Annotated in this window: 24 protein-coding genes; 23 read left to right on the forward strand and 1 reads right to left on the reverse strand. The window is 50.2% G+C overall.

Annotated features, from left to right (window positions below; genetic code table 11):
• Nucleotides 1–233 precede the first annotated feature (233 nt).
• Both pdxR and F3H12_RS10475 read left to right on the forward strand, forming a co-directional pair.
• The gene (gene pdxR, locus F3H12_RS10470) at nucleotides 234–1,316 is read left to right on the forward strand and encodes a MocR-like pyridoxine biosynthesis transcription factor PdxR (protein ID WP_243133268.1); all 1,083 of its coding nucleotides are present in this window, start codon (nucleotides 234–236) and stop codon (nucleotides 1,314–1,316) included.
• A gap of 135 nt (nucleotides 1,317–1,451) precedes the next feature.
• Nucleotides 1,452–2,303, forward strand: coding sequence for a VIT1/CCC1 transporter family protein (locus F3H12_RS10475; RefSeq protein WP_243133267.1), 852 nt, complete (start codon nucleotides 1,452–1,454; stop codon nucleotides 2,301–2,303).
• A gap of 110 nt (nucleotides 2,304–2,413) precedes the next feature.
• On the opposite strand, the gene F3H12_RS10480 is transcribed toward F3H12_RS10475, so the two are convergent.
• Entirely contained in the window at nucleotides 2,414–4,261 is a 1,848-nt protein-coding gene (locus F3H12_RS10480) for a cellulose binding domain-containing protein (RefSeq protein WP_149679273.1), read from the reverse strand.
• Nucleotides 4,262–4,634: 373 nt separating this feature from the next.
• Between F3H12_RS10480 and F3H12_RS10485 the strand changes: the two genes are divergently transcribed.
• The 21 genes from F3H12_RS10485 (at nucleotide 4,635) to F3H12_RS10585 (ending at nucleotide 23,843) form a co-directional block, all read left to right on the forward strand.
• Entirely contained in the window at nucleotides 4,635–5,276 is a 642-nt protein-coding gene (locus F3H12_RS10485) for a 4Fe-4S binding protein (protein WP_279231999.1), read from the forward strand.
• Nucleotides 5,277–5,281: 5 nt separating this feature from the next.
• Nucleotides 5,282–5,761 carry a flavodoxin family protein gene (locus F3H12_RS10490; RefSeq protein WP_188118490.1) on the forward strand — a complete coding sequence of 160 codons (480 nt, stop codon included), beginning with the start codon at nucleotides 5,282–5,284 and terminating at the stop codon, nucleotides 5,759–5,761.
• Entirely contained in the window at nucleotides 5,700–6,287 is a 588-nt protein-coding gene (locus F3H12_RS10495; RefSeq protein ID WP_149679276.1) for a PadR family transcriptional regulator, read from the forward strand. Before F3H12_RS10490 ends, F3H12_RS10495 begins: the two co-directional genes overlap by 62 nt.
• Before the next feature lie 236 nt (nucleotides 6,288–6,523).
• Nucleotides 6,524–7,222 carry an MBL fold metallo-hydrolase gene (locus F3H12_RS10500; protein ID WP_149679277.1) on the forward strand — a complete coding sequence of 233 codons (699 nt, stop codon included), beginning with the start codon at nucleotides 6,524–6,526 and terminating at the stop codon, nucleotides 7,220–7,222.
• A gap of 50 nt (nucleotides 7,223–7,272) precedes the next feature.
• A complete protein-coding gene (locus F3H12_RS10505; RefSeq protein WP_340162586.1) occupies nucleotides 7,273–7,518 on the forward strand; it encodes an alpha/beta fold hydrolase in 246 nt (81 codons plus the stop codon).
• 132 nt (nucleotides 7,519–7,650) lie between these two features.
• Nucleotides 7,651–8,463 (forward strand): alpha/beta fold hydrolase, encoded by an 813-nt coding sequence (locus F3H12_RS10510; protein ID WP_149679278.1) that lies wholly within the window; start codon nucleotides 7,651–7,653, stop codon nucleotides 8,461–8,463.
• A gap of 240 nt (nucleotides 8,464–8,703) precedes the next feature.
• Nucleotides 8,704–9,597 carry a 4Fe-4S double cluster binding domain-containing protein gene (locus F3H12_RS10515; RefSeq protein ID WP_188118491.1) on the forward strand — a complete coding sequence of 298 codons (894 nt, stop codon included), beginning with the start codon at nucleotides 8,704–8,706 and terminating at the stop codon, nucleotides 9,595–9,597.
• 576 nt (nucleotides 9,598–10,173) lie between these two features.
• The gene (gene nifH / locus F3H12_RS10520) at nucleotides 10,174–10,995 is read left to right on the forward strand and encodes a nitrogenase iron protein (RefSeq protein WP_149679280.1); all 822 of its coding nucleotides are present in this window, start codon (nucleotides 10,174–10,176) and stop codon (nucleotides 10,993–10,995) included.
• A gap of 20 nt (nucleotides 10,996–11,015) precedes the next feature.
• Nucleotides 11,016–11,342, forward strand: a complete 327-nt coding sequence (locus F3H12_RS10525; protein ID WP_149679281.1) for a P-II family nitrogen regulator — start codon at nucleotides 11,016–11,018, stop codon at nucleotides 11,340–11,342.
• Nucleotides 11,343–11,372: 30 nt separating this feature from the next.
• Entirely contained in the window at nucleotides 11,373–11,756 is a 384-nt protein-coding gene (locus F3H12_RS10530; RefSeq protein ID WP_149679282.1) for a P-II family nitrogen regulator, read from the forward strand.
• Nucleotides 11,757–11,767: 11 nt separating this feature from the next.
• The gene (gene nifD / locus F3H12_RS10535) at nucleotides 11,768–13,351 is read left to right on the forward strand and encodes a nitrogenase molybdenum-iron protein alpha chain (protein ID WP_149679283.1); all 1,584 of its coding nucleotides are present in this window, start codon (nucleotides 11,768–11,770) and stop codon (nucleotides 13,349–13,351) included.
• Nucleotides 13,352–14,716, forward strand: coding sequence for a nitrogenase molybdenum-iron protein subunit beta (gene nifK, locus F3H12_RS10540; protein ID WP_149679284.1), 1,365 nt, complete (start codon nucleotides 13,352–13,354; stop codon nucleotides 14,714–14,716).
• Nucleotides 14,717–14,743: 27 nt separating this feature from the next.
• On the forward strand, nucleotides 14,744–16,087 hold the full coding sequence (gene nifE / locus F3H12_RS10545) for a nitrogenase iron-molybdenum cofactor biosynthesis protein NifE (RefSeq protein ID WP_149679285.1): 1,344 nt from the start codon (nucleotides 14,744–14,746) through the stop codon (nucleotides 16,085–16,087).
• Nucleotides 16,088–16,091: 4 nt separating this feature from the next.
• A complete protein-coding gene (gene nifB / locus F3H12_RS10550; protein ID WP_149679286.1) occupies nucleotides 16,092–18,716 on the forward strand; it encodes a nitrogenase cofactor biosynthesis protein NifB in 2,625 nt (874 codons plus the stop codon).
• Nucleotides 18,717–18,718: 2 nt separating this feature from the next.
• A complete protein-coding gene (locus F3H12_RS10555) occupies nucleotides 18,719–19,027 on the forward strand; it encodes a 2Fe-2S ferredoxin (protein ID WP_149679287.1) in 309 nt (102 codons plus the stop codon).
• 66 nt (nucleotides 19,028–19,093) lie between these two features.
• Nucleotides 19,094–20,068, forward strand: a complete 975-nt coding sequence (locus F3H12_RS10560; RefSeq protein WP_149679288.1) for a homocitrate synthase/isopropylmalate synthase family protein — start codon at nucleotides 19,094–19,096, stop codon at nucleotides 20,066–20,068.
• On the forward strand, nucleotides 20,058–20,870 hold the full coding sequence (locus F3H12_RS10565) for a beta/alpha barrel domain-containing protein (RefSeq protein ID WP_149679289.1): 813 nt from the start codon (nucleotides 20,058–20,060) through the stop codon (nucleotides 20,868–20,870). Before F3H12_RS10560 ends, F3H12_RS10565 begins: the two co-directional genes overlap by 11 nt.
• Nucleotides 20,867–21,661, forward strand: a complete 795-nt coding sequence (gene modA / locus F3H12_RS10570; protein WP_149679290.1) for a molybdate ABC transporter substrate-binding protein — start codon at nucleotides 20,867–20,869, stop codon at nucleotides 21,659–21,661. Before F3H12_RS10565 ends, modA begins: the two co-directional genes overlap by 4 nt.
• Complete coding sequence (gene modB, locus F3H12_RS10575; RefSeq protein ID WP_149679291.1) at nucleotides 21,651–22,328, forward strand: molybdate ABC transporter permease subunit; 678 nt, start codon at nucleotides 21,651–21,653, stop codon at nucleotides 22,326–22,328. Before modA ends, modB begins: the two co-directional genes overlap by 11 nt.
• A gap of 4 nt (nucleotides 22,329–22,332) precedes the next feature.
• Entirely contained in the window at nucleotides 22,333–23,367 is a 1,035-nt protein-coding gene (locus tag F3H12_RS10580) for a sulfate/molybdate ABC transporter ATP-binding protein (protein WP_149679292.1), read from the forward strand.
• A 263-nt stretch (nucleotides 23,368–23,630) separates the two neighbouring features.
• A complete protein-coding gene (locus F3H12_RS10585; protein ID WP_149679293.1) occupies nucleotides 23,631–23,843 on the forward strand; it encodes a hypothetical protein in 213 nt (70 codons plus the stop codon).
• Nucleotides 23,844–23,932: the final 89 nt, after the last annotated feature.

The following is a 23,932-nucleotide window of genomic DNA, read 5'->3' on the forward strand; positions in this document are numbered from 1 at the left end:
CTTAGATCCATACGGGATAATGGATTTGCCATATGATCCTTGCCCAAAAAGAGGGGCAGACAGTGACATAAAACCTAAAACAAGTTGACACGACCATTTATTGAATGTCTTCTTTACAAAATCGTGAAATAAGCATACAATAAATCTGATACTATAAAAATAACCAGAACAAGAGGATTTTATATAACCAGATGAACTATCATATCGATACCAGGTCATCTGTACCTGCCTACATGCAACTGTATAAATTCATTAAACAGGATATCCTATCCGAAGTTTATCCTTATGGAAGCCGTCTGCCTTCAAAAAGGACCATTGCCGAGGAGACCGGTGTAAGCGTTGTTACCGTTGAGCATGCGATTGCATTGCTGAGCGAAGAAGGTTATATCGAAACGCGCCAGCGCAGCGGCTGTTTTGTTATCTATAATAAATCTGATTTTCATGGAACTCCGTTATTGAAGAGTATCACATTTCCTGAAATCCAGCCACAATCCAGCAGTGTGGGAGACTTTCCGTTTTCGGTATTTGCCAAAACCATGAGAAAAGTCTTGAATCATTATGGGAATCGGATCTTTGTAAAATCCCCCAACAGCGGATGTGATGAACTGAGAACCGAAATTTGCTTATATCTTGCCAGAAGCCGCGGAATATTCGTCAAGCCGTCACAGATTATTGTGGGATCCGGTGCGGAATATCTTTATGGCCTGATTGCCCAGCTTTTCAGAGACAGGAAAAAATTTGCCCTGGAACAGCCCTCGTACGACAAGATCAGGAAAGTCTATGAAGCCATGGGCATACAATGCGATATGCTTTCCATGACGCAGGACGGCATAGCTTCAAAAGAATTGGAACGAACAGATGCAACCGTATTGCATGTCACTCCGTTCAACAGTTTTCCAAGCGGTGTTACCGCCGGCATATCCAAAAAACATGAATACCTTCGTTGGGCAAAACAAAGGGATGGTTTTATTATTGAGGATAATTATGATTCTGAACTGACAGTTTCCAAAAAGCCGGAGGATCCGCTCTTTTCCATAACCACTGATTCCAATGTGGTTTATGTCAATACTTTTTCAAAAACCATTGCCCCGTCCATGCGTATCGGTTATATGATTCTGCCGGAAAAACTGCTGGAAGATTTTCAGCGCCGGCTTGGCTTTTATTCCTGTACAGTACCTGTGTTTGAGCAGCTTGTCCTTGCCGAGCTGCTGCGCAATGGCGATTTCGAACGGCATATAAACCGTGTGCGGCGAAAAAAGCGGAAAGCGGTTAATGCTGTTGGCAATGACGGTCTGAATAACGAAAAATCATTTTGACCTGCTATATTAATGCCTGCTTTGTTTGACTTAAAAAACACGGGATGCTAAAATTTCTGGTAAAACCAGGAATTCAAAATAATTTCATCTCAGAAAGAAGTGAATGCATTGGGTTACAGTATAGATGCCGATACAATGAAGTTCTTGAAAAAAGCCCAGAAAAATGAGATAACCGAACATCGCATTTATCTGAAGCTGTCCTCATTCAGGAAGAATAGAAAAAACAGTGAGATTCTCCGGCAAATCGCAGGGGATGAGCTCAAGCACCACGACGTGCTGAAAAGGTTTACAGGAACGGATGCAAAGCCCAATCTCCTGAAAGTATGGTTTTACACTTTCGTATCTACCCTATTGGGCATTACATTTGGCATAAAGCTCATGGAGCGCGGCGAAAAAAGCTCGGAAAAAGTATATAGGGAACTTGGAGAAAAAATCGAGGAGTTCAAAAGATTATCAAATGATGAGGACAGGCATGAGAGAGAACTGGTTGCAATCATCGAAGAGGAAAAGCTTCAGTATGTAGGTTCCATGGTCCTTGGACTGAATGATGCCCTGGTGGAACTGACCGGTACGCTGGCCGGTCTCACCTTCGCTTTGAAGAATACACGGCTCATAGCACTTTCAGGACTGATAACAGGTATAGCGGCTTCACTCTCCATGGCTGCATCGGAATACCTTTCAACCAGAACAGAGCAGGATAGCGGCCGCGCTCTGAAATCATCCTTGTATACAGGCGTAACCTATATTTTCACCGTTGCGATTCTGGTACTTCCTTACCTTTTCCTCTCCAATTATGTGCTCAGTCTGGTGGTCACTATTATTGCAGCTATAATCATCATACTTGCCTTTAATTTCTATATTTCGGTGGCCAAGGATCTTCCGCTGAAAGAGAGATTCTTTGAAATGGCCGGCATCAGCCTGGGAGTGGCAATCATTTCCTTTGGCATCGGGTATCTCGTCAGAATATTCCTCGGGGTTGATATTTAGCCGTGCTGCAAACTTCAGAGCCGATTATCCAGTGGGAAGCGTGAAAAGAACCGGCAGATAACCCGATACGGTTACCTGCCGGTTTTTAATACCCAATCCAACCAAACCCTTTATTTTTTACGCGAACCGATTTCTGATTCGTCCTCAACGCAGGACATGCGGTTAATGGGGTTAATATTCCCGTTCTTTATGCTGAATACCGTCCAGAGATTCCCTTCCTGGTTTATCGGAACATTAAAGATCGCTGCCAGGGAGCCTTCCCGGTATACCTTTACCTGGGCGCCTGAACTGGATAATGATTTGTCCGATGTTTTGGAACGGGCTGAAAAGTTATGGACATGGAACGTATATGTCCCGCCGGTATCTTTATAAATTGTAGTGGTTTCGGGTCCATAACCGTTTGAAGCATCAAGCTCAAGGACAGCAATCTTTTTGCCTTCGGAATAGGCTTCATTTTTGCTGTAATAGATATGGAAGCTGGTGGAATCGGACAGTGTACCTACCAGGTGCGAATCCAGATCCTGCGGGGAGTCTCCCCAGGTCAGAACGATGCGCATCTCTCCTTTCTTCATGGCAGGCGTTACCGTACCGTTCTGATTATCCGTGTCTCTGCCGCCAATCGAGATGATATTGAAGTGTTCTTTTATATAATTTGGCCCGGAAACCTCAGCCGTGTAATTCCCGGCGGGCAGATCGACAGAATACCTGCCACTTTTTGATGTAACTGTTTCAGCTACGATTTTGCCCTTTGTCGCATTGATTCCCTCTCTGAACTTTATGGACAGGCCCTTAACCCCCGACCCGTCAAGAGCGTCTTTGACCATTCCGGACACCGTACCAGTTCCTGCGTATTTATTGCGTACGATATACAGATCGGGAATGTATGTGGTCGTATCTTCCTGGATGGACAGATAGATTTCGGCCGCAATGTAGTTGTCTTTGGTTACAACAGCCTTGTAATTGCCGACAGGAAGCGGGATTCTGAAAAATCCATGTGGATCGGATGTTGCATGGTCTGATTTCTCATAGCCTTGCCCTTTTTCCCTGTAAAAACGGATATCTGCCCCCGGGATTTCTGCGTGTGTAACAGCATCTTTTATCCGTCCTTCAAAAATGCCCCGGGCACTGGTGTCAATAACGCGGACCCTGCAGGTGTCCTTAATGCGCCCATCGGCTGTTGAAACGGTAATGATGGCAGTCCCTTCTTTTTTACCTGATACCAGGCCATTATTGTCGACTACCGCCACATTGGTATCGCTGCTGGACCAGATGAGGTCCTTTTTTGAAATATCCAAAGAAAGGATCGTTGCATGGAGCCGGGCGGATTCCGATACCTTCAGTGTCAGTTCATACCTGTCAAGCTGTATGCTTGCAACGTCAGCAATAGTTTTGGCAGGATCGTTACCCCACACGAGTTTTCCTTTTACGAAACCGGGAACCCTGTTCTGCGCCACATAGGTCTTGGCTGAGCGGTTGAAGGAATAGTCATTCTCCTGGTTGAAATCGCTCCAGTCTTCCTTGGCGATTCGGATATGTATCTCAACACTCTCACCGGGCTGCAGCATGATATTCCCGCTTTTAAAGCCAACTTCGAAACAGCTGTCAATATTGCCGGCATCTGATACGACCGTGCTGAATTTTCCGGTTACCATGCCGGTATCACCCTTGCTGAACCAGTCGCACCAGAACCTTTGTTTCTTATTGCCGTCTGCTGTGTAGTAATACCTGGCGCTTATATCGGACAATGGGATCGGGACATCTCCCGTGTTGGTGATCTTGAACCAGGGGAAAAGCGTATTGATACGCTCGGCTGTGTTTCCGTTATACACCTCAACCTTGATGGAAGGTTCATTCTTAGATTTTGCAGCCGATACGACCAAAGGGGATATCCCGCTGAAAATGATGCACAGAATAAGCATGATGATGGATCCTGACAATAACTTTGACCGCTTTTTCATAACGACCACCCAAACCCTTCCTCATCCTATTATGCAGGCATTTCATTATATTGTAATCCCAAGGAGAGAATACCAATATAAACTGCAAATATCAAGCCTGATATTACCCCGTTACTGCATATTTCCCATTGCAAATATAGGGTGGACTGGATGGCACCATGCTGAAAACCTTTTTTATTTCTCTGAGATATTGACAAAAGTCTGTATATAGACATAATATATAAGCATGATATATCAGAATGATATATTGATGAAGATGTTACGGAGTACGTGTATGAAACGACAACCCATCAGGAAATTGGTCTTATTGGTTTCTTTGCTTCTGTTTCCGGTTACGATGTGGTATTTTTCTCCCGCTATAATCATCATGGGAATGGCAGAGCATATTTTGACCGGAAGCTTTTTTGTATTCCTGCTTATGTTGATTCTGTCCATGTTTTTGGGAAGGAGCTTTTGCGGCTATCTTTGTCCTGCCGGAGGTCTGCAGGAATGTGTGGCCGGTGTCAACGGAAAACCTGCAAAGCAGGGCAAAAGAAGAGCAATAAAATATGTCATCTGGACCGTATGGATAGCCGTCATCGTCATCTCTTTTATTTCAGGCGAAGGGACATTACATGTTGATGTATTTTATATGACTGATCATGGCGTGTCGGTAACCGAAATAGCCAACTATTTGGTTTACTACGCTGTTATTCTGCTTTTGATTCGGCCACCCTTGATTTATGGCCGACGCGCGGCCTGTCATTACATATGCTGGATGGTCCCGTTCATGGTGATTGGAGAGAAAATCGGGCAGATGCTCCATATCCCACAGCTTCATGTATCAGCCGATAACAGGAAATGCATTTCATGCAAAAAATGCGAGACGGTCTGCCCGATGGGACTTAGGGTGGAACAGATGATTAGGGAGAATAATCATTGTCAATGCAGCGATTGTATTCAGTGCGGAGCTTGCGTTGACAGTTGTCCGAAAAATGTGCTGTCATATTCATGGAAAGCGGAAAGGCGGGTTTGACTGCTATGAAAGATCTGGTTGTCTATTATTCGTTGGAAGGGAACACCAGGCAGGCTGCAGAGCGCATTGCGGAAAGACTACATGCCGATATTCTTCAACTCCAGACAGTTAAGGAAATCCTGAAGAGTAAGATGAAATTTTTTATTGGGGGCATGCAGGCGACTTTTGGCGTATGCGCAAAGCTGAAGCCATTGGCGCTGAATCCGGAACAGTATGACAGGATAATTCTCGGCACACCCGTATGGGCCGGCAAGGCAACCCCGGCCGTTAATGCCTTTTTGAAAAAATTTAACGTGAAAAATAAAGTCACTGCGCTTTTTACCTTAAGTGGTGGCGGCGATAACGATAAATGCGTGAGGTACCTGAAAAAGAAACTTGCTCATCTCAGGACGACGGTTGCCCTTGCCGACAGAAACCATCCTGATGCATCAGAGAATGAGAGAAAACTTAACGGCTTTGTGGAGGAGCTTATCAATGGCCAATGAAAAGAAGATAAACTATGTCATACTTGGACTTCTAAATCATGAACCGCTTACAGGATATGAGATCAAAAAGCGCATTGATCATTCGCTGAAGTTTTTCTGGAGCGGAAGCTTCGGAAGTATCTATCCTGCCCTTGAAGCATTGGAAGCGGATGGCTGTGTTGAAAAGGAAGAGGAGAGTTCAGGAAGAGGCAAAATTATTTATTCTATCACCGAGAAAGGGCGAGCGCTTCTCAGGGAATGGCTCGTAAAGCCGGCGGAAAAAGATGAGCTTAGGTATGAAACATTGCTTAAGCTCTTTTTTGGCAGGGAGCTTGGCAGAGAAGGCATCCTGGATCATATCCAAAAGTTCGAAGAGAAAATACGAAATGAGCTTCTGATTCTTGAAGGGTATGCAGCGAATCTGGAAAAGGTTCAGGACGAGGAAGAACATAAATACTACTTGTTGACGGTCAGGTTCGGGATCGAAACATATCGGGCCTATCTTGCCTGGTGTGAGGAAGCGAAAGCTGTTTTGCAAAAAGACTGATTAAAAGGTTAGAGATTTTGCATACAACTCCCAGCGGTAAAAGTTCAACCATTAAAATCAGGTATGACCTTAGTAAAAGATGACTGTATGAATTATCGATGATAAATAGACACAATGGCATACTGCAAAGAAAAGCAAGTGTCTGAAAGAATTTATAGGGGAGACCATCCTTAGATAAATCTATTTTTCTCTTTTATCGGTGTTACGAGGTTAACTTCTTATTTGGAGGGATACGGATGGCTGAAATTATTCGAATAAACGACACGACCTGGCGTATTGAAGACAACGGGGTACGATTTTTCTTACTGACAGGAACGGAAAAAGCACTGCTCATTGACAGCGGTATGAATACGCCGAATGCGAAAGAAATTGCGGAAAGCATCACAAAACTGCCGGTCATGCTGCTCAATACGCATGCGGATACGGACCATATTTCAGGGAACGGCGGTTTCGATTGTTTTTACATGCATCCTGACGAAGAAGGTGTTTATAGGGCCCATGGCGGTTCGGGCGCTATTTTGCCTGTGAAGGATGATGACATCATCGATCTTGGGAACAGACCATTGAAAATCATTTTTATACCAGGACATACACCCGGCAGCATTGCCGTGCTGGATATCAACAACAGGGTCCTTATCTCAGGAGATTCCGTTCAGGATGGAAACATCTTCATGTTTAAGGAACACAGGAATATGCCCCTGTACGTTGAGAGCCTGAAGAAGCTGTCAAGACTTACCGATGCGTTCGACACGATATATCCATCCCATGGCTCGTTCCCGGTGTACCCCGAATTAATTGCAAGCCTTATTGAAGGCGCTGAGCAGATTTTGGATGGAACAGCCAAAGGTAAGGCTGTCGATATGTTCGGTACCCCGGTCATGCTATATAAATTCCCATATGCCGGTTTCCTGTGCGATATTCCTGAGAGTAAATAAAACAGTGGTTTTTGAATGGAACCCTTATATAAAGAACAAGGTGATTGTCCATGAAAGAATATTTGATTCCTAAAACCGGTTATGTCATGCGGTATCATGATTTTCCCGGCGACGATATGCCAATACTTTTCATCCATGGACTGGGCTGTGCAGGTTCATTTGATTATCCTGGGGTTGCATCACAGGCTCCTTTAAAGAATCATCGCCGTATTCTCGTGGATCTTTTGGGGGCGGGATACAGTGACAAACCCACTGATTTTGCTTACACTGTCGAAGACCACATGGCATTCAGATAGAAATCGTAAAGAATGCAGGACATGCCATGACTTGGGAGAACCCTGAGGGGCTTGCTTTGGTAATCAGTAAAGCAATCCAGCATGCAAGAACTATTGCAGACAGAAAACCGCAAAGGTAGGTGCAGGGTGAAAATGATAGAGAAAGTGTTCAATACCCAAAAAGGGGCTATTCATTATTGGATCAGTATTGTTTCCCGGGAAAGAACGTGGCTTATATTTCTGCCGGGATTGACGGCTGATCATCGATTGTTTGAAAAACAGGTTGAAGAGTTTAAAGAGGATTACAATCTGTTGGTATGGGATGCGCCGGGACATGGTTCTTCAAGACCTTTTGAGCTCAGTTTCTCGCTTGAAGATAAAGCGGAATGGCTTCACAGCATCATGATGCAGGAGTGTATTTCCAAACCTGTCATAATAGGACAGTCCATGGGTGGTTATGTCGCTCAGGCATTGATGGAGAAACATCCGGACTGCCTTGCAGGTTTCATTTCTATCGATTCTGCGCCGCTTCAAAGGAAATACTTGAGAAAGTGGGAGCTATCTGCGCTCAAAAATACAAAGCTCCTGTACAGCGCATATCCATGGTTTCTTTTAAAGAAATACGGTGCAAATGGATGTGCGGAAACCGATTATGGGCGTCGGCTGATGTATACCATGATGGACAGCTATACGAAAAAAGAGTATTGTGAGCTGGTGTCTCATGGATTCAAAGTTCTGGCCGAAGCAATTGAGGCCGATCTGTCATATAAAATCTCCTGTCCCGCTTTGCTGATATGCGGTGAGAAAGATAAAGCCGGATATACCAAACGCTATAATACGGCATGGGCAAATCAAACAGGCCTACCCATTCAATGGATTCCTGGGGCTGGTCATAATTCCAATACGGACAAACCTGAACTGGTGAACAGAGCAATCCGTGAGTTTCTTGGAACCATATACAGCTAGAGCATGGAACGGCCAATCCTTTTACCCTGGCAAGGGAAATGTATGATATGACTTTGATTGCAAGGGATACCCCTGTGATAAATCGACCGTTGGATACAAGTTATGGTTAAGTAGGATACCCATGGGAAACCCACTTTAAATATAAGAAGCTATACGAATTTTATGGTATAATTATCAAATATAATGCACAAAATCAGGCCGGCGAATACAGACCTATCATTTGTTGAAAGGAATCAGCTGATGAACGAAACAGAGGAATTACTGACTAAGAATATAGATAATCTTGGCGGGAAAGTAAAAACAGTATCCATAAACATACTGCCGTTTGTTCGTGAGCAGTTGGAAAAGACGGATCTGAATGATGGAATGTTAAAGGATTATTTTGACTTTTCATTGGATCCCGATATCAAATCATTGGTTATCATTGCACTTCCATCTCCTCCGTGTTATATCGAGATAGAATGGGATTTCGGAATTCTGGAGGCTGATATTCCGCCTGTTTACATATATAGGGATCAACAGCTATCGATGATAAAGGAAACAGTAAGCAACGTCTTTGAACGTTATTATTTGAAATCATGGCCTGTCGTTCTTCCAAAGAAGATACTCGCAGCCATGTGCGGCTTTGGCAAATACGGGAGAAATAATTTGCTGTATATTGAAGGAATGGGGTCGTGCCATCGTCTTACCGTATTCGGAACAGATATGATTTGTACTGAGGAACTTGAGCTAGCTGCAGATTTACGGATGGATAGATGCAGTCAATGCGGTGTATGTATAAATCAATGTCAAACAGGTGCTATCGACAGAGAAAAAACCCAAATAGCCGCCGAAAGATGCCTGACTTTCTATAATGAAAGGAAGGATGCAATACCTGAATGGATACATCATGATTGGCATCATAGCTTAATAGGATGCATCAGGTGTCAGGAAAAATGTCCTGCAAATAAAGGGTTATGGAACAGAAAAAAAGTTGCGGAATTTTCATATGATGAAACAAGGAGCCTTCTAAAATCTACTGCTTTTGAAGATCTTGATATGGCTCTTCAAAATAAATTGACGGAGTTAAATTTATATCGATATTTTGATGTTTTGTCAAGAAATATTTCGTTATTTATAAGAGCCAATTACTGAAAGGACTGAGTAGAACCAGGGAGGCGAAAGAAGGACAAGTAGTCGAGAGATTTATGCTATCCCAGATATAGCCCAAGGCCATCTTACAACTGTAAAGAATAGGAAACATTTTTTCGGAAAAGGCGAAAAGGTAAATTATGTTGAGCTATGATGCATGGGAGTTCTGGACGTCCCCATCTCCGTGAAAGGCAGCTTTCTTAACAGAGTATGTTTACGGCTGCATCGGACATCATGTTGAAACAATATCCTTTTTGTTAAGTCTGTATAAAAAAGCATTTTTTTGGTTGTAAACCTTATACAAACGCGTGCATAGTAAACGGGATCCGGACCCGGTATAATTTAAGCAAAGCAGTGATTCATCTAAATATTGGAATTCCAGAAGACGGTTTATCCGGCAAAGGCGCCTTACAAGCAACGCTTGAAGGCGCCTTTTCAGTTACAGGGTTTTTGCAGAAGAACTTGCTTAAGCAAAGGGGCTGCTCCTTAAGACCTTTCTAAACTACGCAAAGCATTCAGGGAGTTTGATGTTCTGAAAAAGGTTCAAGTGATGATGTAAGCGATGAGGAGGATGAGTTTATGAGACAGGTGGCAATTTATGGCAAAGGTGGTATTGGTAAGTCTACCACAACCCAGAATCTTACCGCAGGTCTTGGTGAAATGGGCAAGAAGGTCATGGTGGTTGGCTGCGATCCCAAGGCGGACTCCACCCGGCTGCTTCTGGGCGGATTGGCTCAGAAAACCGTTTTGGATACCCTCCGGGAAGAGGGTGAGGACATCGAGCTGGAATCCATCATGAAAAGCGGTTTTGCCGGTATCAAGTGTGTGGAGTCGGGCGGTCCCGAGCCCGGCGTGGGTTGCGCAGGACGAGGCATTATCACCTCCATAGGCCTTCTGGAAAGACTGGGCGCCTATGAAACCGATCTGGACTATGTCTTCTACGACGTTCTGGGCGACGTTGTCTGCGGCGGATTCGCCATGCCCATCCGCGAGGGCAAAGCCCAGGAAATCTACATCGTGGCCAGCGGCGAGCTCATGGCTCTCTATGCGGCCAACAACATCTGCAAGGGTATCCGGAAATATGCCAACACCGGCGGCGTGCGCCTGGGCGGTATCATCTGCAACAGCAGAAAGGTTGACGGTGAGAAGGAGCTCATCATGGCCTTTGCCAAGGAACTGGGCACCCAGATGATTCACTTCGTGCCCAGGGACAACATCGTGCAGCGCGCAGAGATCAACAAGAAGACGGTTATCGACTATGATCCCACCGCTCCTCAGGCCGACGAATACCGGGCACTGGCCAGGGCCATCGACGGCAACGACATGTTTGTCATACCCAAGCCCATGAAACAGGAGCGCCTGGAACAGCTCATGATGGAATACGGCATACTGGATGCCTAAAGAAAGGGAGGAAGCTTTTTATGGTAATGATACGTGCCATTATCAGGCCTGAGAAGGTCAATACGGTGCTCAACGAGCTCATGCTGGCCGGTTTTCCGGCCGTTACGAAGATGGATGTATTCGGCCGGGGCAAGCAGAAGGGCGTCAAGGTGGGGGATGTGTTCTATGACGAGATCCCCAAGGAAATGCTGCTCATGGTGGTAAACGATGAGGACAAGGACGACGTGATAAAAATTATCATGCGCAATGCAAGAACAGGGGAAAAGGGTCAGTTCGGCGACGGCAGAATCTTTGTCAGCCCCGTACTGGAGGCCTATACCATCAGTACGGGCAAGAAGGGCCTGTAATGTGACAGGCAGCCGCAAGGAGGAAGTTGTATGAAAGAGGTTATCGCTATTATCAGGCTCAATAAGGTCAATCAGACCAAAAAGGCCCTTGCCGAAAACGGCTTTCCCGCCTTCACCTGCAGAAAGGTGCTGGGACGCGGAAAGAAGAGCGTGGATTTTTCCCTGGTTGAGAACATCATCCAGGAAGGCGAGCTGCCGGTATCGCCGCTGGGAGAGCACCTGACCGAGAGCGTACGGCTCATTCCCAAGCGTGTGTTCACCCTCATCGTGACGGATGACCAGGTTGAAAAGGCTGTGGAAACCATTATCAACGCCAATCAGACCGGCAACAGGGGCGACGGCAAGATCTTCGTGCTTCCCATCCTGGAAAACTACCAGATCCGGACAGGTGAAGCGGCCACAGACGCCTATTAGGAGGTGATAAGATGAGCAAGGTTGACAGGATTCTTGATAAATACAGCGCCCGTGTCTATAAAAACAGAAAGCTTCACATCATTGAAAAAACCGAGGACAACCACGAGATATCGGCCAATACGCGTACCATTCCCGGTATCATGACCAACCGCGGCTGCTGCTACGCCGGGTGCAAGGGCGTGGTGCTGGGGCCCATCAAGGACGTGGCCATCATCACCCATGGTCCAATAGGCTGCGGCTTCTATTCCTGGGGTACCCGGCGCAACAAGGCCAGGGGGGATAAGCATACCAAGAACTTTGTGGAATACTGCTTCTCCACCGACATGCAGGAGCCGGATATCGTCTTCGGCGGCGAAAAGAAGCTGAAGCAGGCCATCAAGGAAGTGGTGGAGATCTTTGACCCCGATGCCATCATGATCTGCGCCACCTGCCCCGTAGGCCTTATTGGCGACGATATCCATGCGGTGGCCGCCGAGGCCGAAAAGCTGTACAACCGCAAGGTGGTGGCCTTCAGCTGCGAAGGGTATAAGGGCGTGAGCCAGTCGGGTGGCCATCATATCGCCAACAACGGCCTGATGCGCCACATCATCGGCACCGGCGACAGGGTGCCCACCAAGTACTCCATCAATATCCTCGGCGAGTACAACATCGGTGGGGATGCCTGGGAAGTGGAGCGGATTCTGAAGCGCATCGGCTACGATATTGTGGTCAATATCCCCGGCGACTCCAGCATCCATGAGATTGAAAACGCCCATATCGCCCATCTCAACCTGGTGCAGTGCCACCGTTCCATCAACTATGTGGCCGACATGCTCAAGGATAAGTACGGCACCAGCTGGCTCAAGGTCAACTTTATTGGTGTGTCCTCCACTGTCAAGTCCCTGCGGGACATCGCCCGCTACTTCAACGATCCCGAGCTGACGGCCAGGACCGAGGAAGTCATCGCCGAAGAGTTGGCAGCCATTCACGACGAGATGGAGTATTACAAGTCCAAGCTCAAGGGCAAAACTGCCGCGCTGTTCGTTGGCGGTTCCCGTTCCCACCACTACCAGAAGCTGCTCAAGGACTTTGGTGTGGAAACCATCATGGCCGGCTACGAGTTTGCCCACAGGGACGACTACGAGGGCCGGGAAGTGCTTCCGTTCATCAAGGAGGACGCCGACAGCAAGAATATCGAATCCCTCAGGATCGAGAAAGACGAGAGGCGCTATCGCCTGTATCTGAGCGAAGAACAGTATGAGAAGCTCAGAAAGGAGATTCCCCTGGACTATTACGAGGGCATGATCAAGGACATGGAGAAAGGGACCATCATCATTGACGACATGAACCATTTTGAGACCGAGGAAATCATCAGGATACTCAAGCCCGATATCTTCTTCTCGGGTATAAAGGACAAATATGTGATCCAGAAGGCCGGCATCCTTTCCAGGCAGCTTCACTCCTACGATTACAGCGGTCCCTATGCCGGATTCAACGGAGCGGTCAATTTCGGCCGGGATGTGCTCATGGGTCTGACCACTCCCGCATGGGGTCTGGTCAAGGCGCCCTGGAAAAACAGCCCCATGATAGAAGGCCATTTGCAGGAGGTGGTATGAATGCTTGACCTGACACCAAAGGAAATTACCGAAAGAACGGCCCTTCGTATCAACCCGGCCAAGACCTGTCAGCCGGTGGGGGCCATGTACGCCGCCCTCGGCGTCCATCGGTGCATGCCCCACAGCCATGGTTCCCAGGGCTGCTGTTCCTACCATCGCACCTTCCTGACCCGGCATTTCAAGGACCCGGCCATTGCCTCCTCCAGTTCCTTCACCGAGGGCGCGTCGGTTTTCGGCGGAGGCAGCAACTTAAAGACAGCCGTCAGGAACATCTTTGATATCTATAAGCCCGACATTATCGCTGTACATACCACATGCCTGAGCGAGACCATCGGCGACGACGTGGGTGCCTTCATTCAGGACATGGATATTGAAGAGGGCAAATACGTGGTCCATTGCCATACGCCCAGCTATGTGGGCTCCCATATCACCGGTTACGGCAATATGATTGCGGGCTTCATCAAATACCTGTCCCGGTCTACGGGGCGCAAGCATGACAGACTCAATATCATTCCGGGTTTTGTCAATCCCGGCGACATGCGCGAGATCAAGCGCATCCTGGATCTGATGGGTATCCCCTTCATCATGCTTCCCGATACCAGCGGTGTGCTGGACGCGCCTATGCTGGGAAGGTACACCATGTATCCGCCGGGAGGCACCCGCATCGACGATATCATCGCCATGGGCGACAGCCCCCTGACTCTGGCCCTGGGAGAGCTGGCCTGCGAGGATCCTGCCAATGAGTTGAAACGAAAATGCGGTGTGGATTACAAGCTTCTGCCGCTGCCCATGGGCATCGGGGCCACCGACCAGTTCATCATGGCCCTATCAAACTTCTCGGGCCATGAGGTGCCTTATGCCCTGGAGGAAGAGCGCGGACAGCTCATCGATATCCTGCTGGATTCCCATCCCTACTTCCATGGCAAGTCGGTAGCCATCTACGGCGATCCCGACACCGTCCTGGGCATTACGGGGCTGGTGCTGGAGATGGGCATGATCCCCAAGTATGTCATCACGGGAACCCCCGGCGAAGCCTTTACTGAAAAGGCTCAGGAACTGTTCAGCAAGTTCGGCGTTACCGGCTGCACCGCCAAGGCCTTCTCCGATTTGTTCGAGCTCCATCAGTGGATCAAAAACGATAGGGTGGATCTGCTTATCGGCGGCTCTTACGGCAAGCAGATTGCCAAGGCCGAGGATATTCCCCTGGTCAGGGCCGGATTCCCCATTCTGGATCGCTATGTGCATTCCTATATGCCCCTGGTGGGCTATCGCGGCGCCATGCGCCTGGTGGAAATGATCCTCAATGCCCTGATGGATCGCCAGGACAGGGACTGCGCCGACGAGGACCTGGAGCTGGTCATGTAGTCCGGCTCCAGAGAAAGGAAGGTGGTCATGATGAAGGCACAGAGCTTGCTGCTTGAAGAGCGTCAGGGATTCATACACCAGAAAGGAAGCTGCGGCTCGGTTTCCATCCAGTGCGATACCGAGAGCCTGTCGGGAGCCGTCAGCCAGCGCGCCTGTGTGTATTGCGGGGCAAGAGTAGTATTAAATCCCATCACCGATGCTTTTCACATCGTCCATGGACCCATCGGCTGCGCAAGTTACACCTGGGATATCCGCGGCAGCCTTTCGAGTGGTGCGGAATGGTACCGAAACAGCTTCTCCACGGACCTGTCCGAACAGGACGTGATCTTCGGCGGTGAGAAAAAGCTCTGGGAAGCCCTGTCGGAAGTGACCCGGGTCCATTCCCCCAGGGTGATCTTCGTCTATGCCACCTGTATTGTGGGCGTCATTGGCGATGACGTGCGAGCAGTCTGCAAAAGGGCGGAGGAGAAGTTCGGCATCCCTGTCATCCCGGTCATGTCCCCGGGCTTTGCGGGCCATAAATCGGTGGGCTACAGGATGGCATGCAATGCCCTGATGGAGCTTCTCTCCAGGGCGCCCAAGGCCCCCAAACGAGGCGGCAGCGTCAATATCCTGGGCGATTTCAACCTGGCCGGCGAGATGTGGATTATCAAGAACTACCTTGAGGAAATGGGTGTTAAGGTGGTGGCCAGAATCACCGGGGATGCAACCTGCGAAGAACTGATGCATGCGGGGGAAGCCGCGCTGAACGTCGTCCAGTGTGCAGGCTCCATGACATACCTTGCCAAGCGCATGGAGGAGGCCATGGGCATTCCCTGGATCAAGGTCAGCTTCTTCGGTATCGAAGACACCAGCCAGTCCCTGATCCATATCGCCCAGGCGCTGGGGGACAGGGAGGCCGAGAAAAAGGCCCGTGAACTCATCGCCAGGGAAACCCGGGCGCTGGAACCCGTTCTGTGCCGGAGCCGGGAGCTCCTGGGCGGAAAAAAGGCGGCCATCTATGTGGGCGGCGGGTTCAAGGCCATCTCCCTTATCAAGCAGTTCAGGGAAATCGGCATGGAGACCGTGGTGGTGGGCACCCAGACCGGCAGGAAGGAGGACTACGACATCATCAACAGCCTGGTTCGGGAGGGCACCGTGGTGCTGGACGATGCCAATCCGGCAGAGCTGGAGTATTTTATCCGAGAAAAGCAGGCGGATGTGCTGGTGGGCGGCGTAAAAGAACGCCCCCTGGCCTACAAGCTGGGCGTGGCCTTCCTGGATCACAACCATGAGCGCAGGCACCCATTGGCCGGTTTCGTAGGCGTCCGGAACTTTGTCAAAGAGCTCCAGCTTTCGGTCAACAGCCCGGTCTGGCAGTATGTGAGGTGATAGCATGAGCAAAAAACTCAAAAGTCTGACCGTGAACCCCTGTAAGATGTGCATGCCCATGGGCGCCGTCCATGCCTTCTACGGCATTGCCCGGTGCATGACCCTGCTCCATGGCTCCCAGGGCTGCAGTACCTATATCCGGCGGCATATGGCCACCCACTACAACGAGCCCGTGGATATTGCCTCGTCAAGCATGACCGAGGAGGGTACCGTCTACGGTGGGGAGAAGAACCTCATCAAGGGTATCCATAATCTCTGCAGGCTCTATGATCCCGATGTGGTGGGTATTGCCACCACCTGCCTCTCGGAGACCATCGGCGAGGATATTGAAGGGATTATCAAAAAGTACCACGCGCAGTATCCCGAAAGCAGGGTCAGGCTCATTCCCGTGTCTTCGGGTGGATACATGGGTACCCAGTTCGAGGGCTATTTCCGGACCCTGCGCAGTATCCTTCGGCATGTTGACATGAAGAAAGAAAAACATGATCGGATCAATATCATCACCGGCATGCTGAGCCCGGCCGATGTGCGGACCCTCAAGGATATCCTTTCCCTGTTCCCCATAGCGTACATTCTTCTGCCCGATGCCTCCGACAACCTGGACGGCGGGTATGAGGAAAGCTACCGCCGGCTTCCCGATAACGGTACCACCCTGGAGGAGATTTCGCTGATGGCGGGCTCCAGGCTGACCATCGAGTTGTCCCTGTTCTGCCCCCCGGAGGATTCTCCCGGTGAGTATCTGAAGGAGGCCTATGGGGTACCCCTGGTCCGCTTAGGCCCGCCGGTGGGTTTAAGGGATACAGATGCCTTTATTAAGCTTCTGTCGGAGATAAGCGGCGCGCCCATACCCGAAAGGCTTAAAGGCGAGCAGGGACGCTATCTCGACGCCATGATTGACTCCCATAAATACAATGCCGAGGGACGGGCCGTGGTTTTCGGCGACCCGGATTTTGTCTATTCCATGGTCCGGCTGTGCTGCGAAAACGGCCTTTTACCCGTGGTCAGCGCCACCGGAACCTCCAGCCCAAGGCTTTTGGAGCTTCTTCATGACGAGATTGGCAAAATAGCCCCCGGGCTTTTTGACGAGGAATATGCGGTGTTGGACAAAGCCGATTTCGAGCGCATTGAGGAGCTGGCCCTTGAGAAGAAGGCCAATCTGTTCATCGGAAGCTCCGATGCCCGGCGCATTGAGGAAAAGCATGGCATACCCCTGGTTCGATGCGCTTTCCCCATCCACGACAGGGTAGGGGGGCAGAGGATTTCCACGTTGGGCTATTCGGGCTCGCTCAACCTGCTGGATTCCCTGACCAATACCCTGCTTAAGATAAAGGAAGGGAACTATCGGAAGGCACTTTTTGAGACCTATTTCAAGGACAGCAAGGTTGAGGCCCCCCAGGCTTGCGGCGTGAGTGCTACCGATTTGCATCCCTGCTTCAGCTGCACGGGTGCTCACCGGTATGCCCGAATCCATTTGCCGGTGGCTCCCGACTGCAATATCCAGTGCAAATACTGTGTGCGCAAATTCGATTGCCCCAATGAAAGCCGCCCTGGTGTGACCTCCCAGGTCCTTACGCCCGAAGAAGCCCTGCAGCGCTTCCTGGATGCCAAGAAGCGGCTGAGTAATCTCACCGTTGTAGGCATTGCCGGGCCCGGGGACGCGCTGGCCGATTTTGACAAAACCAGGGAGACCCTCCGGCTCATCCGTGAACATGACCCAAACGTCATCTTCTGCATTTCAACCAACGGCCTTGCCCTTCCCCAGTATGCGGATGAGCTGGTGGCTCTGGGCGTCTCCCACGTGACCATTACCATCAACGCGGTGGATGTGGAGATTGCCAGCCAAATCTATTCCCACGTCACCATGATGGGCATGCGCTATTCGGGAATGGCCGGGGCGGCCATGCTGGTTTCAAACCAGCTTCTGGGTCTCAAGCTTCTTGCATCCAGGGGCGTCACCTGCAAGGTCAATTGCGTGGTGCTCCAGGGCATCAACGACCACCATATTGAAACGGTGGTGGAGAAGGTCAAGAGCCTGGGCGCAGCCATCACCAACATCATGCAGCTGATCCCCGTCAAGGGCAGCGCCTTTGAACACCTGGAAATGGTCAGCGCCAAAACCATTAATGAGATAAGGAAAAGATGCGAACGGATACTGCCCCAGATGTATCACTGCAAGCAGTGCCGGGCAGACGCGGTGGGCCTTTTGGGCGAGGATCAGTCCCTGATCCTGTACGGGAAAAAAGAGCCTGTTCAGGAAGTTCCAAGGGAGAAAAAGGGCCTGCGGTTTGCCGTGGCCACCAGGAGCGGCATACTGGTGGATCAGCATTTTGGGAAGGTAGATGAGTTCCTGATCTACGAGTACCATGACGGAAGAGTGGCCTACATCGAAAGGCGTCCTATCGGACAGTATTGCACGGGAGGCATGGATGCCTGCGATTCCCAGGAGGATAAGATGACCAGGATCCTCAAAGCACTCCATGACTGCGAGGGCGTCATTGCCCTGCGAATAGGCGTGGCCCCGCAAAGGCGGCTGGAGGAAAAAGGCATACATACCTATACCACCTATGACGGCATCCATGAGGCCATTGCCAAAATAGCCAGAGAAATGACGGGCGAGGAGGCGGTTTAAAAATGATACAACCCAAATATCACGTGTTTGTCTGCACCAGCTGCAGGCCCAACGGCACCCAAAAGGGCTTTTGCCACAGCAAGGAGGCCGTATCCATCGTGCAGCGATTTATGGAGGAAATAGAGGACAGGGATTTGTCAAACGATGTGATGGTCACCATCACGGGCTGCTTTGGTATCTGTGACAAAGGGCCCATTGTCGTCATCTATCCTGAGGGATCATGGTACGGAAATGTCACCGTGGAGGATGTTCCGGAGATTGTGGAAAGTCACCTGGAAGGAGACAAAAAGGTAGAGCGCCTTCTCATATAGCGAAACGACAGATGGGCCCCGCTCCACTGCCATGCGACATGAAACAGCCGGGAAGGAGGAAGGGCATTGATCCGACTGCTGGACAGGACGCTTTCAACCCTGGAATATGGCCGTGAAACCATAACGGGAAACAAGCTGGCCGAACTGGTGACGCTTTTGTCCAGGGCAGGTGCCGATTGGGTGGAGATTCCCGTCGAGGCCTATCGCCTCATGGGGACTGTACCCGATGACGTCAAGGCCATTCTGCGGGTCCATCACGGCGAGGAAGCCGCTGAATTTCCGGGCTTCGACTACTATATCTCCAGGTTCGGGGAGGAAACCGGAGATCTTCGTTTCATCCATGAGATCCAAGTCAACGATGTGAAGGAGATTGAGTTGTTAAAGAGGTTTCAGCATTTTAAATACATATGCGTCACCGGACTGGATGATTTACTGCTGTGGCCCTACGCCAGGGAGATGAAGAAACTGATGGCCCTCTTCGGCAAGAATATGTGGTTTTGCCCGGAAAATGATTACCATTGCGCCACAGCCCTGGCCCTGGAGTGGATCGCCCAGGGAGGGAGAAATGTCGGGGTGAGCTTCATGGGCCTGGGCGGTTATGCCGCTTTCGAGGAAGTGAGCCTGGGGATACGCATTGCTTTCCGGCAGAAGAGTGGAGCGGATTTAACCCTTCTTCCGCGCATTCTGGCGCTGCTTTCAGAGATGGCTCCTGTGAAGGTGGCCTCAAACAAGGCGGTGCTGGGCAGCCGCATCTTTACGGTGGAGTCCGGGGTTCATGCCGACGGCCTCGTCAAGAATCCCTCGGTCTATGAGCCCTATCCGCCCCAATGGGTGGGCAAAGAGCGGAAGATTGTCCTGGGCAAGCATTCGGGCCGATGCTCGGTCAGGATCAAGGCAAAAGAACAGGGAGTGGAGCTCAGCGACCAGAAAGCCGCCCTGCTCCTGGAAAAGATCAGAAACCGGAGCATTGAGGAGAAAAGGGGCGTGTCGGAAGCCGAGTTCCTGCTATTGCTCAAGGAGGTGGCCGGGCATGAAGCCTAGACGGTTCATCGTGGATACCACCTTACGGGATGGGGAGCAGAGCGCGGGTATCGTGTTCACCGTGGAAGAAAAGGTACGCCTTGCCGCGCTGATGGATCAGTGCGGCATTTATCAGATTGAGGCGGGAATTCCGGCGGTAGGACGGGTGGAAAAGGAGGCCATCACCCGGATCCTGGCCATCCGGAAAAATGCGAAGATCTCGGTATGGAACCGGATGAACGCGGAGGATATCCGGCATTCCATGGAATGCTGTCCCGACATCATCCATATCGGTGTACCCGTCTCCTATGTGCAGATCTATACCAAGCTCAGGAAGAACAAGCGATGGCTTGAGAACGAGCTGCTTCGCTGCGTGGACCTGGCCCGTTCGGCGGGCTTTGACGTTACCGTGGGCTTTGAGGATGCTTCCCGGGCCGATATCTCCTTTATGGCAAGTCTCATGAAGCAATTGGAGACCTATGGTGTACTTTATGTCCGGTTTGCGGATACGGTGGGGGTCCTCACCCCCGGCAGAACGGCCGACAGCATCAAGAACCTTCTGGACTATACCGGCATGCCCCTGGAAATCCATGTCCACAACGATCTGGGTATGGCCGTGGCCAATTCCCTGGAAGCGGCAAAGGCCGGCGCACTCTATGTGGACTGCACCCTCCAGGGCCTGGGCGAACGGGCCGGAAACTGCGATTTCCAGAAATTCGTGGCCGTGGGGGAGCGGATTTTTGACCTGGGTATAAAGAGGGAGGCCGCCGCTGAATTGCTTCGGGAGTTTTCAGGCGTGATGCGGATGGAGATGGTGGAATGAAAAAGTCTGGATTCTATCTGTTCGGCTTTTTGCTGCTTGTGGCTCTGTTTGCCGTAAGCCTTTTGATGGGGTCGGGAGAAAAACCCGTCACCCTGACCCTGTCCGCAGCCCAGAGCCTGAAGGATGTGTTGGCGGAGATAACGGCGCTTTACCAGGAAAAGTATCCTCAAACCCAGGTGGTTGTAAACCTTGGGGGCTCCGGTTCCCTGCAAAGGCAGATTGAGCAGGGGGCGCCCGTGGATCTGTTCATCAGCGCCGCCGTTGACAATATGGAACAACTGAAGAACAAGGGGCTATTGCATGAGGACACCTGCTATAACCTGCTTCAGAATCGCCTGGTGCTGGTAACGCCGAAGGATGAGCTTAATATCAATGGGTTTGATGACCTTCTGTCCGACAGGGTTAAGGTCGTGGCGCTGGGTGAGCCCGGCAGCGTACCGGCGGGCAAGTATGCCCTTGAGGCATTATCCTGTTTTGGGATGGATGAAAGCATAAAGCAAAAAGCGGTTTATGCCAAGGATGTGAAGGAAGTGGCCGCATGGGTTGAATCGGGGAATGCCCAGGCCGGCATGGTCTATGCCACCGATGTTTTAAGCGCAAAAGGTTTGAGAATTGCCGCAGAGGCGCCCCCGGAAAGCCATTCGCCCATTGTCTATCCGGCGGGTGTTATCAAAGGCGGCCAGGTAAAGGAGGCGCAGAGAATGCTGAAGTTTTTGTTCTCCGAGGAAGCCGCAGCGATATTTGAAGAATACGGGTTCACGGTCCTTTCGGGTGATGCTTATGACTTTTGATCTGACGCCCCTTTGGATTTCGTTCAAAACCACACTGGTCACCACGGTTATCGTCTTTTTCCTGGGCATTGGGGCTGCCCGATGGGTGATGAACCTGCCGCAGCGGGTCAGGGGGATCGTGGATGCGCTGTTTACCTTCCCTATGATCTTTCCGCCCACCGTTCTGGGTTTTTTCCTGCTTCTGCTTCTGGGTAACAACAGCCCATTAGGTCAGCTTCTGAAGGGCATGGGGATGAACCTCATCTTCAGTTGGTCGGCCACGGTGGTTTCAGGTACTGTGGTGGCCTTCCCACTGATGTACAGGACGGCCAGGGGCGCCTTTGAGCAAGTGGACCGGTCGGTCATCGATGTGGCGCGCACCCTGGGTCTGTCCAAACGTACCATCTTTATGAAAATCCTGCTGCCCCTGAGCCTGCCCGGGCTAATGGCAGGGACCGTTCTGTCCTTTTCCCGCACCCTGGGCGAGTTTGGGGCCACCCTGATGATTGCCGGCAACATCCCGGGAAAGACCCAAACCCTGCCCATCGCCATATTCTTTGCCGTGGAAGGCGGGGACATGAGAACCGCCCTGGCATGGGTTGGCCTGATCATGCTGCTGTCCCTTCTATGCATGGTGCTCCAGGGCCTGTGGAGCTTCAGATCCAAAGCCACGGTTTCAGGGAGGTGAGTCCATGAAGCTCTCGGTGGATATCGAAAAGAAGCTCACCCAGTTTACCATGAATATTCGGATGGAGATTGACCAGGAGAACGTCAGCATTCTGGGACCTTCGGGCAGCGGAAAGAGCATGGCCTTAAAGTGCATCGCCGGTATTGAAAAGCCCGACAGGGGAAGGATTGTCCTCAATGACAGGGTGCTTTTTGATTCGGAGCGGGGCATCAACCTTCCTCCGGAGAGAAGAAGGGTTGGCTACTTGTTTCAGAACTATGCCCTTTTTCCCCATATGACCGTTTCCGAAAATATCGAGATTGCCCTTCAAAACGCGTGGAACCGTAAGAAGAGGGTGCGCGAGCTCATTGAGAAATTCCATCTTTTGGGGCTGGAAGAAGCCTATCCTGTAAGGCTTTCAGGCGGGGAGCAGCAGCGGGTGGCGCTGGCGCGCATGATGGCTGCCGAGCCGGAGCTGATCCTTCTGGACGAACCTTTCTCGGCCCTTGACGGGATTTTACGGGAGCAGATGCAGCAAAAACTCCCTGGCCTGCTCCATGGCAATAATTATCTGATGGTCACCCATGACATGGACGAGGCCTACCGCTTAAGCGATAACATCCTGGTGATGGAAAACGGTAAAATGCTGGCCTTTGACGCCCGGGAAAGGCTTTTTGATCATCCGCCCAACCTTGCGGCGGCCAGGATTCTGGGCCTTCGGAATGTGAGCGAGGCCATAAGGGTTCAGGAGAATATGATCCTGGTGCCCCAGTGGGGGTGCTTTTTGGAATGCGGGGGCAAGCAGAAGGTTTCCCATGTGGGTATTCGCTCCCAGCATGTGCGCATTTCAACCAGCCCAGGCGTCAACAGCTTTATGTGCGAGATTGTCAGGATACTGGAGGATCGGTTTACAGCCACCCTGTTTTTCCGGCTGCTTATAAAACGCACCAGGGATGTTCTCCTCCAGGCCATTGTGGACAAGGAGCGCTGGGAATACATGAAAAAAGGAGGGCATTCGCTTTTTGCCTGCTTTCCGCCCGATAAGCTCCTGTTGTTCTGATTCTGGGATACGAGAATAAACCGGTCCCATTTTCCTGCTTGTTTGCGAGATATGCGGCAAAACGATTCTCGTTTAGCATTTTGCTGCACTTTTTTGTGGTAACTTACGGTACTTTTGTTTTACAATGCAAATTGAAAAAACCACCATAACTTGGTATGATCCTTATTAAAAGGACAAAGAAGTTCTGGCAGGAATTTTCTTTGTCCTTTATTATTTTATATTCTGTTTTTATTGCATAAATTCTCTGGGTGCGGTGGTTCGTTATGCTGAAGGAAACAGAATGGAATACAATCAACAACATTTTATTGGAGATTTATGCAATCAGAAATATCGATATCATGGCTGAAAAGCTGTTAAAAGTGCTTCGCATGCTTATTCCCTATACAAGCGGATATTTTGTTGTGCTCGACAGCAATCAGAGTATTCAAGATGATAAATCCTTTTTCATCGGATTTGACGAGCAGAAAAAGAGTTAAGTCCATATAATTGTGTAAAAAGGGAGTTTTAAAAAAGGGTTGAGCCACCCTCACCCCTCTGGTTAGAATTAAATTGACAAACCCAAAAA

Origin of the sequence: Thermoclostridium caenicola (genome assembly GCF_900142095.1) — a bacterium.
Classification (GTDB): domain Bacteria; phylum Bacillota; class Clostridia; order DSM-8532; family DSM-8532; genus Thermoclostridium_A; species Thermoclostridium_A caenicola.

What these genes read in the sequence shown, in the direction of transcription:
- pdxR (WP_243133268.1), top strand. Translation starts at nt 234, where the DNA reads ATGCAACTGTATAAATTCATTAAACAGGATATCCTATCCGAAGTTTAT.
- F3H12_RS10475 (WP_243133267.1), top strand. Translation starts at nt 1,452, where the DNA reads ATGAAGTTCTTGAAAAAAGCCCAGAAAAATGAGATAACCGAACATCGC.
- F3H12_RS10480 (WP_149679273.1), bottom strand. Translation starts at nt 4,261, where the DNA reads ATGAAAAAGCGGTCAAAGTTATTGTCAGGATCCATCATCATGCTTATT.
- F3H12_RS10485 (WP_279231999.1), top strand. Translation starts at nt 4,635, where the DNA reads ATGGCAGAGCATATTTTGACCGGAAGCTTTTTTGTATTCCTGCTTATG.
- F3H12_RS10490 (WP_188118490.1), top strand. Translation starts at nt 5,282, where the DNA reads ATGAAAGATCTGGTTGTCTATTATTCGTTGGAAGGGAACACCAGGCAG.
- F3H12_RS10495 (WP_149679276.1), top strand. Translation starts at nt 5,700, where the DNA reads ATGCATCAGAGAATGAGAGAAAACTTAACGGCTTTGTGGAGGAGCTTA.
- F3H12_RS10500 (WP_149679277.1), top strand. Translation starts at nt 6,524, where the DNA reads ATGGCTGAAATTATTCGAATAAACGACACGACCTGGCGTATTGAAGAC.
- F3H12_RS10505 (WP_340162586.1), top strand. Translation starts at nt 7,273, where the DNA reads ATGAAAGAATATTTGATTCCTAAAACCGGTTATGTCATGCGGTATCAT.
- F3H12_RS10510 (WP_149679278.1), top strand. Translation starts at nt 7,651, where the DNA reads ATGATAGAGAAAGTGTTCAATACCCAAAAAGGGGCTATTCATTATTGG.
- F3H12_RS10515 (WP_188118491.1), top strand. Translation starts at nt 8,704, where the DNA reads ATGAACGAAACAGAGGAATTACTGACTAAGAATATAGATAATCTTGGC.
- nifH (WP_149679280.1), top strand. Translation starts at nt 10,174, where the DNA reads ATGAGACAGGTGGCAATTTATGGCAAAGGTGGTATTGGTAAGTCTACC.
- F3H12_RS10525 (WP_149679281.1), top strand. Translation starts at nt 11,016, where the DNA reads ATGGTAATGATACGTGCCATTATCAGGCCTGAGAAGGTCAATACGGTG.
- F3H12_RS10530 (WP_149679282.1), top strand. Translation starts at nt 11,373, where the DNA reads ATGAAAGAGGTTATCGCTATTATCAGGCTCAATAAGGTCAATCAGACC.
- nifD (WP_149679283.1), top strand. Translation starts at nt 11,768, where the DNA reads ATGAGCAAGGTTGACAGGATTCTTGATAAATACAGCGCCCGTGTCTAT.
- nifK (WP_149679284.1), top strand. Translation starts at nt 13,352, where the DNA reads ATGCTTGACCTGACACCAAAGGAAATTACCGAAAGAACGGCCCTTCGT.
- nifE (WP_149679285.1), top strand. Translation starts at nt 14,744, where the DNA reads ATGATGAAGGCACAGAGCTTGCTGCTTGAAGAGCGTCAGGGATTCATA.
- nifB (WP_149679286.1), top strand. Translation starts at nt 16,092, where the DNA reads ATGAGCAAAAAACTCAAAAGTCTGACCGTGAACCCCTGTAAGATGTGC.
- F3H12_RS10555 (WP_149679287.1), top strand. Translation starts at nt 18,719, where the DNA reads ATGATACAACCCAAATATCACGTGTTTGTCTGCACCAGCTGCAGGCCC.
- F3H12_RS10565 (WP_149679289.1), top strand. Translation starts at nt 20,058, where the DNA reads ATGAAGCCTAGACGGTTCATCGTGGATACCACCTTACGGGATGGGGAG.
- modA (WP_149679290.1), top strand. Translation starts at nt 20,867, where the DNA reads ATGAAAAAGTCTGGATTCTATCTGTTCGGCTTTTTGCTGCTTGTGGCT.
- modB (WP_149679291.1), top strand. Translation starts at nt 21,651, where the DNA reads ATGACTTTTGATCTGACGCCCCTTTGGATTTCGTTCAAAACCACACTG.
- F3H12_RS10580 (WP_149679292.1), top strand. Translation starts at nt 22,333, where the DNA reads ATGAAGCTCTCGGTGGATATCGAAAAGAAGCTCACCCAGTTTACCATG.
- F3H12_RS10585 (WP_149679293.1), top strand. Translation starts at nt 23,631, where the DNA reads ATGCTGAAGGAAACAGAATGGAATACAATCAACAACATTTTATTGGAG.